This window comes from Streptomyces sp. 1331.2, assembly GCF_900199205.1.
Taxonomy (GTDB): Bacteria; Actinomycetota; Actinomycetes; order Streptomycetales; family Streptomycetaceae; genus Kitasatospora.
Genome location: NZ_OBMJ01000001.1, coordinates 5910817 through 5922985, shown reverse-complemented (window position 1 = coordinate 5922985; position 12169 = coordinate 5910817). Strand labels below are relative to the sequence as shown.

The following is a 12169-nucleotide window of genomic DNA, read 5'->3' as shown; positions in this document are numbered from 1 at the left end:
ACGCCTTCAACACGCCTTTCCCGCAAGCCTTTTCACCGTACGGCGGTCCGCCGTTCCCGTACGGCAGTCGACCGTTTTCACGCACCACGCACCGTGAAGTGAGTACCCCCATGTCTCGAACCGACGCCCGACCGGCGACGCTGCCCGATCCCCGGCGCTGGAAGGCGCTGATATTCATCGGCCTCGCCCAGCTGATGGTCGTTCTCGACGCGACCATCGTGAACATCGCCCTGCCCTCCGCCCAGCGGGACCTGGGCATCACCGACGGCAACCGCCAGTGGGTGATCACCGCCTACGCGCTGGCCTTCGGCGGCCTGCTGCTGTTCGGCGGCCGGATCGCGGACCTGTGGGGCCGCAAGCGGACCTTCATCGTCGGCCTGACCGGCTTCGCCCTGGCCTCCGCGCTCGGCGGTGCCGCGGCCAACACCGCGATGCTGCTCGGCGCCCGCGCCCTGCAGGGCGTGTTCGGCGCGCTGCTCGCCCCGGCCGCGCTGTCGCTGCTCGCGGTGACCTTCACCGAGGCCAAGGAGCGCGCCAAGGCCTTCGGCATCTACGGTGCGATCGCCGGTGGCGGTGGCGCCATCGGCCTCATCCTCGGCGGCCTGCTGACCGAGTACATGAACTGGCGCTGGACCTTCTTCGTCAACATCCCGTTCGCCATCGTGGCCGCCGTGGGCGCCGTCATGGTGATCCGCGAGCCCGCCGAGGGCCGCAACCGCAACAAGCTGGACGTCCCCGGCGTCCTGCTGGTGACCACCGGTCTGGTCTCCCTGGTGTACGGCTTCACCCGGGCCGAGTCGCACGGCTGGACGGCCGGCAGCACCCTGGGCCTGTTCGCCGCGGCCGCCGTGCTGCTCGCCGCCTTCGTGCTGGTGGAGCTCAAGGTCAAGGCCCCGCTGCTGCCGCTGCGCGTGGTCCTGGACCGCAACCGCGGCGGGGTGTACCTGTCGCTGGGCATGGCCGTGATCGGCATGTTCGGTCTGTTCCTCTTCCTGACCTACTACCTGCAGATCGTGCTCGGCTACAGCCCGGTGCTGACCGGCGTCGCCTTCCTGCCGATGGTGGCGGGCATGATCACCGGCTCCACCCAGATCGGCGCCCGGCTGATGACCCGGGTCCCGGCGCGCTACCTGATGGCGCCCGGCTTCCTGGTCGCCTCGATCGGCATGTTCCTGCTGACCCACATCAGCCTGGACACCTCCTACCCGGCGCTGATCCTGCCCGGCCTGATCCTGATGGGCCTCGGCATGGGCACCGCGTTCATGCCGGCCATGAGCCTCGCCACGCACGGCGTCCAGCCGCGCGACGCCGGTGTGGCCTCCGCGATGGTCAACACCTCGCAGCAGGTCGGCGGCGCCATCGGCACCGCGCTGCTGAACACCATCGCGGCGAGCGCGACCACCAGTTGGCTGACCTCGCACGTCACCGCCGCGGCCGCCGCCTCCCCGGAGGCCGCCAAGGCGCTGCAGTTCCAGGGCATGGTGCACGGCTTCTCGACCGCGATCTGGGTGTCCTTCGGGATCCTGGTGGCGGCCGCCGCCGTCGCCTTCACCTTCATCAACGCCGGCCGGCCCGACGCGGCGGGTGCGGGCGCCGGCGAGGGTGCCGTGAAGAGCGACGAGGTGCCGGTGCTGGTGCACTGACGCCACGGGCCCCGCGGGGTCACTCGGGTGCGTACGCGGCCCGTCCGGTGTTCCACGACACCGGGCGGGCCGCTCGCCGTTTCCGGACCCGGTGCACCTCGACTGACGGCTCCCCGCTCGACGGCACCCCCGGGTAGAAGTGGGGAACACTCCCCGATTAAGGTGGGCGCCAGTACGAAACGGGGGCATCTCCCCGTTTTCTTCGGACCGAGGTGCGTGCACATGACCCGGAAACAGAGCCCAGGGCGGGGGCAGCGGGCCGCCGACTGGGCGGACGGCCGGCTGGGGATCTACACCCTGGCCAGGGCCAACCTGCGGAAGATCTTCCCGGACCACTGGTCCTTCATGCTGGGCGAGATCTGCCTCTACACCTTCCTGATCATCATCCTGACCGGCGTCTACCTGACCCTGTTCTTCAAGCCGAGCATGGGCGAGGTGATCTACGACGGCTCGTACGTGCCGCTCAAGGGCATCGGGATGTCGGAGGCCTACGCCTCCACCGTCGACATCAGCTTCGAGGTGCGCGGCGGTCTGCTGATCCGGCAGATCCACCACTGGGCGGCGATCGTCTTCGTCGCGGCCATGTTCGTGCACATGATGCGGGTGTTCTTCACCGGCGCGTTCCGCAAGCCGCGCGAGATCAACTGGCTCTTCGGCTTCCTGCTGCTGTTCCTCGGCATGCTGGACGGCTTCTTCGGCTACTCGCTGCCCGACGACCTGCTCTCCGGCACCGGCATCCGCTTCATCGAGGGCGTGGTGCTGGCCGTCCCGCTGGTCGGCACGTACATCCAGATGTTCCTGTTCGGCGGGGAGTTCCCCGGGCACGACATCATCCCGCGGTTCTTCACCATCCACGTGCTGCTGATCCCCGGCATCATGCTCGGCCTGCTGGTGGCGCACCTGATCCTGGTCTTCTACCACAAGCACACCCAGTGGGCGGGCCCCGGCAGGACCGAGAAGAACGTCGTCGGCATGCCGCTGATGCCGGTCTACATGGCCAAGGCCGGCGGGTTCTTCTTCCTGGTCTTCGGCATCATCGCGCTGGTGTCGGCGATCGCGACCGTCAACCCGATCTGGTCGTACGGCCCGTACCGCCCGGACCAGGTCTCCACCGACGCGCAGCCGGACTGGTACATGGGCTTCGCCGAAGGCCTGATCCGCGTGATGCCCGGCTGGGAGATCGGACTGTGGGGCCACACCCTCAACCTCGGGGTGCTGATCCCGTTCCTGCTGTTCCCGGTCATCCTGTTCGCCATCGCGGTCTACCCCTTCGTGGAGGGCTGGATCACCGACGACAAGCGCGAACACCACCTGCTCGACCGACCGCGCAACGCGCCCGTGCGCACCGCGCTCGGCGCCGCCTGGATCAGCCTCTACCTGGTGATGCTCGCCGGCGGCGGCAACGACCTCATCGCCACCCACCTGCACCTGTCGCTCAACACCATCACCTACGCGGTGCGCGCCGGCGCCTTCGTCGTCCCGGTGGCCGTGTTCGTGGTCACCAAGCGGTGGTGCCTCGGCCTCCAGCGCCGGGACCGCGACAAGGTGCTGCACGGCCGCGAGACCGGCCTCATCAAGCGCCTGCCGCACGGCGAGTTCACCGAGGTGCACGCCGGGCTCGCGCCCGCCGAACTGCACCGGCTCACGGCACACGAGCAGCCCCGCCCCCTCGAACTGCCCGCCCCCGTCGACGAGAATGGAGTCGCCCACCCGGCCGGAGTGCTCACCCGCACCCGGGCCAGGCTGTCCCGCGGCATCCACGGCGAGCACGCGCAGATCCCCAAGCCCACCGCCGAGGAGTACCGCGAGGTCACCGAGGGCCACGGGCACTGACCCGCCCCCCACACCAGAGGGAGGACATCGTGCACGACCCGACCGACCGGCTCGCCGACAGCAGATACCTCCTGCTGACCACCTTCGGCGAGGACGGCAGCCGGCTGGAGTCGCAGCTCTGGGTGGTGCCCGACGGCACGGCACTCGGAGTCTGGACCCCGGCCCACTCCGGCGAGGCCGAACGGATCCGCCACCACTCCCGGGTACTGATCGGCCCCTGCGACGCCCGCGGACGCCCGACCGGCCGTAGCCTCCCGGCCCGCGCACGGCTCTGCGACGCCGACGCGACCGCGCGCTACCGCACCGAGCTGATCAACAAGTACGGGCTGACGGCGCTGATCGCACTGGCCCGCAGCCGGTTCCGGGTCGGGCTGGCCGGGACGGTCGGGATCCGGATCACGCTGAACGAGCTGGAACAGCGGCTGGTCGGGCCCGAGTGGCAGCCGCCGGGCACGTACTGCGTGAACTGAGGGCGGTCGCAGAGCCGTTGGGCGAGCGCGCCGGACTGGCGCGGTTGAGCTCGCGGTTGAGCTCGCGGTCGAACCCGTGGTTGAGCCCGTCGAGTGCCGGGTCCGGATGCGGCCGGACGCGGCGCTCGGCGTTTCCGCGTTCGCGTCGTACGGAACGGACGGGAGGGGCGAGACGCGGGACGGGCGGGACGGGCGGGACGGGCGGCCTCAGGGTCCGTCGTCGTCCGGAGCCCGTGCCAGGTCCCCGGGCTCACAGGCCTCCCGGCCCGTCCCGACGTGGACCACCTTGACCGCCCGCTGCGGACCGCCGGGCACGACCTGCTGCTCGTGCCCGCAGCGCGGGCAGATCAGCGGGATCCGGGGGCGGGTGGTCGGCTCCCGTGCGGCGCCGTCGCCGCCGGGTCGCGCGGTCGTCACGTCAGCGGGTGGGTCGGGACCGGGCTGACCTCCTGGATCTCGCCGTGGGCCTTGGTGAGCAGTTGCGAGGCGAGGTCGTTGAGCGCGCGGGCCCCCGCGACCTCCTCGCCGACCCGCAGCTGGTCCGGGTCGGAGGGGTGGCGGCTGCTGTAGCCGTGGGCACGCAGTTCGGTCCCGTCGCCGAGCCGGAGCAGGGCGGCGGCGCTGGTCCGCGGACCGTCCTCACGGAACTCCATCTCGATGTGCCAACCGACCAGAGTCTGCATGGCGGATCACCTCCATCGGTTACTCCTCCAGAGTGCGCCGCACCCAGCGTGAACACCAGGCAGCGGGTTCGCGGGCGGATTCGCGGGCGGATTCCGGAGCGGGTTCGGGGGCGAGTTCCGGGCCGCCCGGGGGCAAGTTGAACGCGTTCAAGTCGACGGCGTAGAGTCGGCGGCGAAGCTCATTTGAACGCGTTCAAGGGGGGTGGGCCCGCCATGGGGAAGGGCACCACGGAACTGGTGGACCTGCTGGTCCTGCTGGGCATGGGCGCCGTCGTCCCGCTCGGCCTCGCCCTGATCGACGAACCCCTACTCGCCCGGATCCGCCGGCTCTGGCCGCTCGCCGCCGTCCCCGGCGCCCTCTCGCTCTGGCTGCCTCGCGGCGCGCTGGCCACCGGCCCGGCCGTCGTCTACGCCCTGGGCACCCTGGCCATCGCCCTGCACGCGCCGCTGCGACTGGCCCGCACCCGCTCGCTCGCCCCCGCCGAGATCGCCGTGCTCACCGCACTCGCCGCGCCCTCCGTCGCCGGGGTCGCGCTGGTCGCCGAACGCTCCGGATACCCGCTCTTCGGCTTCGAACCGCACATCCTGGCGCTGACCGTCCCGCACTTCCACTACGCCGGGTTCACCGCCGCCCTGGTCGCCGGACTCGTCTGCCGCACCGCCGACCCCGCCTCCCGCCCGGCCCGCTGCGCCGCGCTCAGCGTCCCCGCGGGCACGCTGCTGGTGCTGGCCGGGTACTTCCTCGGCAACTGGTGGCAGTTCGCCGGAGCCCTCGTACTGGCCACCGGCATGTGGCTGGTCGGCCTGGTCACCTGGCGCGAGCTGCGCCCCCGGGCCGGCGACGCCGCCGCCGCCCGGCTGCTCGCCGTCTCCTCGGCCGTCCTCGCGGTCACCATGCTGCTCGCCCTCTGGTGGGCGCTCGGCCGGGCCGCCGGACTCCCCCACCCCACCCTGACCTGGATGGCCGCCACCCACGGCGTCGGCAACGCACTCGGCTTCGCCCTCTGCGCCCTCCTCGCCTGGCGCCGCCTCAGCGCGGACCGCACCGCCACCGCCCGCACCGAAACCGCCCGCACCGCCACCCCGGAGGCCCGCCGATGACCGACTTCAGCTACCCCGAGCAGGGCGCCAGCGCCACTTGCACCCTGCCCGACGGCTACCACCACCTACGGCACCGGGCGCTGATCGGCCACGGCCGCGCCGCGCTGACCGTCGCCGGAGCCGCCCTGCTCGGGTGGCGGATGCACCGGCTGGCAGGCGTGCGGATCGACGCCGACGCGGAGCAGGCGGCCCCGGGCGTCGCCGTCCACTGTGCGATCGGCGTCGGCCCGCTGCGCGCCGGGGCCCCGAACCGGGTGCTGGCCGCCGTCGACGGCCCGGACCGCTACGGCTTCACCTACGGGACGCGGCACGGCCACCTGGCCCGCGGCGAGGAAACGTTCCTGGTCGAGATGGGGCCGGACAAGGCGGTCTGGTTCTCCGTCACCGCCTTCAGCCGGCCCGTCGCCTGGTACGCCCGGCTGGCCGGCCCGCTGCTCCCGCTCGCCCAGCGCGCCTTCGCCCGCCGCTGCGGGCGGGTGCTGGCCCGGATCGCGGCGGACGCGGGGTAATCCTTTGGCGGCGCGGGCGGACCGTCCGGCATCATCCCCGGGTGATGCTGATGCAGCCCGTCCTGGAGATCCACGCCCCCGACGACTTCGCGCTCTGGCCCACGGGTGAGCACGAGGCCTGGGGGTACCTGGCGCTGAACGGGCAGTTGACGCCGGCCGAGGTGGGCACGGCGGTGTGGCGGCTCACCGACGTCAACGACGTCGACCCCGACGAGGACGACGAGCGCGGCCCGCGCCCGGAGGACCCACTGGGCGCCTTCCTGCACGGGCTGCTCACCATGCCGGACCTCTTCGCCCCCGGCGGCCTGCGGGTGACCGACCCCGCCACCGGCACCGTCTTCACCCCGGGCTGCTGCACCGGCCTGGAGGAGTGGCGCGCCTGGCTGGACGTCACCGACGGCTCGGGGTGCGCCTGGTTCGGCCACGACCCCGACGCCCGGGTCGAGTGGGTCGGCCGGACCGTCAAGCTGACCCAGGACGCCGACGACGAGAACAGCCCGGTGATCGAGCTGCCGCCGGACGAGCTGCGCCGGCTGCTCGCCGGAGCCGAGCAGGACCTGCGCGACTTCCTCGCCCTGGCAGCGAGTTGGGCCGAACGGCAGCTGCCCGAGCACGCCGCGGCCGTCACCGCCGCACTCGCCCGGGCACTCGACCTGGAGCCGGGTCCGGCGCTGGGTTCGGAGCTGACTCCGGAACCCCCGGCATGACCAGTGTGCGCACATGACCGACGCGGGCACGCCGGAGCCGTACGTGCCGGACCCGACCGCCGCTCACTGATTCATGCGTGGTGGGCCGGGACGGCGACCAGGAGGGCGCCGGTGCCCTGGACGCGCACGTCGAAGTGGTCGATCTCGCCGGGCTGGAGGGCTGCGCCGCCGGTGGTGCGCAGATCGCCGCTCGGGCCGCCGTAACCGCTCGCCGGGACGGACCAGGTGTTCACCGTCTGCTGCTCGCCGTTGTGTGCCACGGCGACCAGGCTGCAGGTCAACGGGCCGTGTACGCCACCGAGTTGCATGCTGATCCGGCTGCCCCAGGTGGTGCCGTCCACACCGACGGTGGCGTGCGCGCCGGTGGTCGGGTCGGTGGCGCTGAACTGTTCGGCCACGGCGACCACGGCGGGGGTGCTTTCGGCGGTGAGCACCGCGGCCGTCACGGCGGGGCCTGCGGCCATCATCGCGGTCGCCGCCAGGGCCAGCGCGAGCCGCCGCACCCGGCCGCGCCGCCGGACGGCCCCGATCTCGGCGACCAGCCGGCCCAGGAGCTGCGGCTCCGGCTGCGGGGCGGGGCCGGCCGGGTCCAGTCCGGCAGCCACGGCGGAGGCCGTGTACTCGGCCAACAGCGCTTCCATGAAGCCGAGTTCGGCCACCTGCTCGGCGCACTGCGGGCAGTCGGCCAGGTGCCGCTCGAAGGCGGCGCGCTCGACGGGCTCCAGCAGGTCGAGGACGTACGCGCCGACGTCGACGTGCTCCGGCCCGCCCGCTTCGGGGTCGGGCCCGCCGGGCACCGGGTCGGGACGCCTGATCACGATGTCACTCCCCGTTCCTCCAGCGCGAGCCTGAGCGAGCGCAGTGCGTAGAACACCCGCGACCGGACGGTTCCGGCCGGGATGCCGAGTTCGGCGGCCGCCTCGGCGGTCGTGCGGCCCTTCAGGTAGGTCTCGACGATGATCTCGCGGTGCGCCGGCGAGAGGTCGGCGAGCGCGTCCGCGACGGTCATCATCCGTAGGGCCCGGTCGAGTTCGTCCTCGGCGGGCAGCAGTTCCAGGGCGGCGGCGTCCACCTCGCGCGGTCTGGCCCGGGCGCTTCGGTGGCCGTCGATCACGATCCGCCGCGCGACGGTGACCAGCCAGGGCCGCAGCGAGGCCGCCTGCGGGTCGAGCCGGTGGATGTTGCGCCAGGCGCGGACCAGCGTCTCCTGGACGACGTCCTCCGCCCGCTGCCGGTCGCCGGCGACCAGGTGGAGCACGAAGCCGAAGAGCGGTCCGGCGTGCTCGTGGTAGAGGGCGCGCATCAACTCCTCGTCGGACGCCCCCGTGCCGTGGCCGGCCGTGCCGCCGACGGGGTGCTCCTCGGTCACCACTTCATCGTTGCGCACCCGGGCCTCCTGGTCGAGGGCGGTCGTCATCGCTCAGCTGCCCGGTCGGTCAGTAGCCCGGGATGCTGGGCATCGGGCTGGGGTTGGCAGGGCTCGGGGTGGCCGGGCCGGGGTTCATGGGGCTGGGGGTGGCCGGGCCGGGGGCGGAGGTGCCGGTGCCCGCCTTGCCGCCGCTCGGGGTCACCGCGAACCAGGTGCCGGCCACGCCCTGGCCCTTGGTGTCGCCGGGCTTGGCGTCCTGCGAGTAGCGGTAGACCGGCCGGCCGTTGAGGGTGATCTGCTTGGTGCCGTCGGAGCGGGTGACGGTGCCGACCAGCTTGCTGTCGATGCCCTTGACCGTCACGTCGCCGTTGGCGTGCTCGGGCGGCCAGATCGTGGCGCAGCTGCCGTTGCAGGAGGACTCCGGCGGGTTGTCCCTGTCCTGGTCGAAGCGGTAGAGCGTGAAACCGGAACTGTCGGTGACGATCGCGCCCAGCTTGGGGTCGGTGGCGGCCTGCAGGGTGGCGCCCGTCGGGGCGCCCGGGCTGCTCGACGTGCTCGGCGCGCCGGCCTTGCCGCTCCCGTACGACCCGCCCCCGGAGGACCCGCAGCCGGCGATCAGGGCGGCCACGGCGATGCCGGAGGCGGCCAGCACGGCGGCCCGCCGGGTACGGGGGTTGCTGCGCATGGGGTGCCTCCCGCGGCCGGAACGGAGTGGACACCCTTCTGTACGGGCAGTGCCGGCCGGCTGCTCAATGGCGCCGGAGGGCGTCCGGAATACGGTGCCGGGTGGCGCCGTTGTCGCGGGCACATGGCCTGTACCGCAGCATCCGGAGAGGAAGGGACCGCGAGATGAGCAGCACGGTCGAGCTGACCAAGGAGAACTTCGACGACATCGTCCCTGGCCCGGAGGGCAAGGACTTCGTCTTCATCGACTTCTGGGCCGGGTGGTGCGGGCCGTGCCGGCAGTTCGCCCCGGTGTACGAGAAGGCGGCCGAGCGCCACTCCGACCTGGTCTTCGCCAAGGTGGACACGGAGGCGCAGCAGGAGCTGGCCTCCGCGTTCGGGATCCAGTCGATCCCGACGCTGGCGATCATCCGTGAGGGCGTGCTCGTCTTCTCGCAGGCCGGTGCGCTGCCGGAGGCGGTGTTCGAGGACCTGATCGACCAGGCCCGCGGCCTGGACATGGCCGAGGTGAAGCGCAAGGTCGCCGCGGAGCAGGCGGCCGACGGCCAGGCCTGAGCCGGCGCCGCCGGGCCGGCGCGGAGCCGGGCGACGCGGCAGCAGGGCCGGCGCGGAGCCGGGCGACGCGCCGATGGCATCGAGGGGCCCGGGGACTCGTACTCCTCGGGCCGCGCCCGGAGGTGCGTCCGCTCCTAGAGTCGTCGGCGGAAGGCCCCACCGACGGAGGAGTGATCCGCCATGAGCACGTTCGTACTGGTCCCCGGGTTCTGGCTCGGCGCCTGGGCGTGGGACGAGGTGGCCGCGCCGCTGCGCGCCGCCGGGCACACCGTGCACGCCGTGACCCTGCCCGGGCTCGCGGAACGCGCGTGCGAGAGCGGCGAGTTCGGCCTGGAGGACCACATCGCCGACCTGGCCGACCTGCTGGTCCGCGAGGACCTGTGGGACGTGGTGCTGGTCGCGCACAGCGGCGCCTGCGCCCCGGCCGGCGGGATCGCGGACCGGATGCCGGAGCGGATCCGCCGGGTGGTCTACCTGGACTCCGGCCCGGTGGTCGACGGCGGTTCGCTGTACGACCTCTGGCAGCCCGACTACCGCGAGGCTGCCGACGCCTCGGTGGTCGACGGCCGCCTGCCGATGCCGCCCTGGGACTTCCTCGCCGCCCACGGCGCCAGCGTGGAGGGCCTGGACGAGGCCGCGCTGGCCCGGATCGGCGCGCGGGTCACCCCGCACCCGGCCGGGGCGTACCGGGACCGGCTGCACCTGACCGGCGCCGGGGCCGCCCTGCCGCAGGCGCTGGTGTCCTGTTCGTTCCCGCTCTCCCAGGTGCGCGCCCTGATCGCCTCCGGCCACCCGTGGTTCGCCGGGCTCGACGGGCCGAACTGGGAGCTGCGCGAACTGCCCACCGGGCACTGGCCGATGTTCTCCCGCCCGGCCGACACGGCGGCGGTGCTCGCGGAGTTCGCCGTGATCTGAACCCGCGCGTGTCCGTCCGTCGCGCGGGCGCGTCCGGCCCGGCAGGATGGGGCCCACGCCGCACCCGAACGGGCCTCGGGCCCGGGGGCGGGCAACCCGGCCGTACCGGACCGCCCGCCGCCGAACGGGGCGGGGGCGACCCATCGAGACGACGGAGGACCGTGTATGACCAGCACCGCCGAGGAATACGACGTCATCGTCCTGGGGGCCGGCCCGACCGGCGAGAACGTGGCGGACCGGACGGTCGCCGCAGGGCTGCGCACGGTGGTCGTGGAGGCCGAGCTGGTCGGCGGCGAGTGCTCGTACTGGGCCTGCATGCCGAGCAAGGCGCTGCTGCGCCCGGTGGCCGCGCTGGCCGACGCCCGGGCGGTGGCCGGCTCCCGGGAGGCGGTCGGCGACCGGCGGCTGGACGCGGCCGCGGTGCTGGCCCGGCGGGACTCCTTCACCTCGCACTGGAGCGACGACGGCCAGGTGCAGTGGCTGCGCGACACCGGCATCGACCTGGTCCGCGGCCATGGGCGGCTGGCGGGCGAGCGGACGGTGACGGTGGAGGCCGAGGACGGCAGCGAGCGGGTGCTCACCGCCCGGCACGCCGTCGTCGTCTGCACCGGCAGCCGTCCGGTGCTGCCCGGGCACGTGTCGGGGCTCGCCGACGCCCGCCCGTGGACCAACCGGGAGGCGACCGGCGCACCGGCCGTCCCCGGACGGCTGGCGGTGGTCGGCGGCGGGGTGGTCGGGGTGGAGATGGCCGCGGCCTGGCGGGCACTCGGCTCCGAGGTGGTGCTGCTGGTGCGCGGTGGGGGGCTGCTGCCCAGGATGGAGCCGTTCGCGGGCGAGCTGGTCGCCGAGGGCCTGCGGGACGCCGGGGTGGACGTCCGGTTCGGCACCGAGGTCACCGCGGTGGAGCGGGCCGACGGCTCCGGGCCGGTGACCCTGACGCTCGGGGACGGGGAGCGGTTGACCGCCGACGAGGTGCTGTACGCGACCGGCCGGGCCCCGCGCACCGCCGACATCGGGCTGGAGCAGGTCGGGCTGAAGCCGGGCGCCTGGCTGGACGTGGACGACAGCTGCACGGTGCTCGGCGTGGACGGCGGGTGGCTCTACGCCGCCGGGGACGTCAACCACCGGGCGCTGCTCACCCACCAGGGCAAGTACCAGGCCCGGATCGCGGGCGCGGCGATCGGCGCCCGCGCCCAGGGGCGCCCGCTGGACACCGCGCGCTGGGGCGCGCACGCTGCGTCTGCCGACCTGGCGGGCGCGCCGCAGGTGGTGTTCACGCAACCGGAAGTCGCCGCCGTCGGCCTGACCCTGGCCGCCGCCGAGGAGGCCGGGCTGCGGGTCACGTCCGTCGACCACGACCTCGGTGCCGTCGCCGGGGCCTCGCTGTACGGCGACGACTACCGCGGCCGGGCCCGGGTGGTCTTCGACCTGGACCGCCAGGTGCTGGTCGGCGCCTGCCTGGTCGGCCCCGGCGTGGCCGAGCTGCTGCACTCGGCGACCGTCGCGGTGGTCGGCGAGGTGCCGATCGACCGGCTCTGGCACGCGGTGCCGGCCTACCCGACGATGAGCGAGGTGTGGCTGCGGCTGCTGGAGGGCTGCCGGGGGTGACGGGCCCGGCTGCCGGATGACGGCCCCCCGACCGGCGGGATGACGCCACTCGACGGGCCGACGGCCTCCCGGGTGAGCGCACGGCCTCCCGG

General features: G+C 73.6%; 14 protein-coding genes. 9 read left to right on the top strand and 5 right to left on the bottom strand.

The features are described 5' to 3' along the window. The first annotated feature begins 110 nt into the window (after nt 1–110). From CRP52_RS25650 to CRP52_RS25640, 3 genes are all read left to right on the top strand, one after another. The gene (locus CRP52_RS25650) at nt 111–1643 is read left to right on the top strand and encodes an MFS transporter (protein ID WP_097238547.1); all 1533 of its coding nucleotides are present in this window, start codon (nt 111–113) and stop codon (nt 1641–1643) included. 222 nt (nt 1644–1865) lie between these two features. Continuing rightward, nucleotides 1866–3476 (top strand): cytochrome bc1 complex cytochrome b subunit, encoded by a 1611-nt coding sequence (qcrB, locus tag CRP52_RS25645; RefSeq protein WP_097238546.1) that lies wholly within the window; start codon nt 1866–1868, stop codon nt 3474–3476. A gap of 29 nt (nt 3477–3505) precedes the next feature. Beyond that, the gene (locus tag CRP52_RS25640; RefSeq protein ID WP_306458887.1) at nt 3506–3946 is read left to right on the top strand and encodes a PPOX class F420-dependent oxidoreductase; all 441 of its coding nucleotides are present in this window, start codon (nt 3506–3508) and stop codon (nt 3944–3946) included. A gap of 207 nt (nt 3947–4153) precedes the next feature. On the opposite strand, the gene CRP52_RS25635 is transcribed toward CRP52_RS25640, so the two are convergent. Next, nucleotides 4154–4363, bottom strand: coding sequence for a hypothetical protein (locus tag CRP52_RS25635; protein WP_097238545.1), 210 nt, complete (start codon nt 4361–4363; stop codon nt 4154–4156). After that, complete coding sequence (locus CRP52_RS25630) at nt 4360–4629, bottom strand: DUF1876 domain-containing protein (RefSeq protein ID WP_030059398.1); 270 nt, start codon at nt 4627–4629, stop codon at nt 4360–4362. The genes CRP52_RS25635 and CRP52_RS25630 overlap by 4 nt, the downstream gene beginning before the upstream one ends. Nucleotides 4630–4842: 213 nt before the next feature. On the opposite strand from CRP52_RS25630, the gene CRP52_RS25625 reads away from it, so the two are divergent. Genes CRP52_RS25625 through CRP52_RS25615 form a run of 3 tightly spaced genes read left to right on the top strand, consistent with a single transcriptional unit; the run spans nt 4843 to nt 6946 of the window. Further along, entirely contained in the window at nt 4843–5730 is an 888-nt protein-coding gene (locus CRP52_RS25625; RefSeq protein WP_097238544.1) for a YndJ family protein, read from the top strand. Beyond that, nucleotides 5727–6239, top strand: coding sequence for a DUF1990 family protein (locus CRP52_RS25620; RefSeq protein ID WP_097238543.1), 513 nt, complete (start codon nt 5727–5729; stop codon nt 6237–6239). The genes CRP52_RS25625 and CRP52_RS25620 overlap by 4 nt, the downstream gene beginning before the upstream one ends. Nucleotides 6240–6283: 44 nt before the next feature. Continuing rightward, nucleotides 6284–6946: a hypothetical protein gene (locus tag CRP52_RS25615; RefSeq protein WP_306458922.1), complete on the top strand. Its 663-nt coding sequence runs from the start codon at nt 6284–6286 to the stop codon at nt 6944–6946. Between the two features lie 71 nt (nt 6947–7017). On the opposite strand, the gene CRP52_RS25610 is transcribed toward CRP52_RS25615, so the two are convergent. Genes CRP52_RS25610 through CRP52_RS25600 form a run of 3 tightly spaced genes read right to left on the bottom strand, consistent with a single transcriptional unit; the run spans nt 7018 to nt 9000 of the window. Beyond that, nucleotides 7018–7764, bottom strand: coding sequence for a zf-HC2 domain-containing protein (locus tag CRP52_RS25610; protein WP_179852920.1), 747 nt, complete (start codon nt 7762–7764; stop codon nt 7018–7020). Next, the gene (locus tag CRP52_RS25605) at nt 7761–8363 is read right to left on the bottom strand and encodes a sigma-70 family RNA polymerase sigma factor (protein WP_097238540.1); all 603 of its coding nucleotides are present in this window, start codon (nt 8361–8363) and stop codon (nt 7761–7763) included. Before CRP52_RS25605 ends, CRP52_RS25610 begins: the two co-directional genes overlap by 4 nt. Before the next feature lie 19 nt (nt 8364–8382). Beyond that, nucleotides 8383–9000, bottom strand: a complete 618-nt coding sequence (locus CRP52_RS25600; protein WP_097238539.1) for a hypothetical protein — start codon at nt 8998–9000, stop codon at nt 8383–8385. Nucleotides 9001–9164: 164 nt separating this feature from the next. On the opposite strand from CRP52_RS25600, the gene CRP52_RS25595 reads away from it, so the two are divergent. The 3 genes from CRP52_RS25595 to CRP52_RS25585 all read left to right on the top strand — a co-directional run bounded on the left by CRP52_RS25595 (nt 9165) and on the right by CRP52_RS25585 (nt 12077). Continuing rightward, nucleotides 9165–9554 (top strand): thioredoxin family protein, encoded by a 390-nt coding sequence (locus tag CRP52_RS25595; protein ID WP_097238538.1) that lies wholly within the window; start codon nt 9165–9167, stop codon nt 9552–9554. Nucleotides 9555–9734: 180 nt separating this feature from the next. Next, nucleotides 9735–10469, top strand: coding sequence for an alpha/beta fold hydrolase (locus tag CRP52_RS25590; protein ID WP_097238537.1), 735 nt, complete (start codon nt 9735–9737; stop codon nt 10467–10469). Between the two features lie 165 nt (nt 10470–10634). Beyond that, nucleotides 10635–12077 carry a dihydrolipoyl dehydrogenase family protein gene (locus tag CRP52_RS25585; protein WP_179852919.1) on the top strand — a complete coding sequence of 481 codons (1443 nt, stop codon included), beginning with the start codon at nt 10635–10637 and terminating at the stop codon, nt 12075–12077. Nucleotides 12078–12169 lie beyond the last annotated feature (92 nt).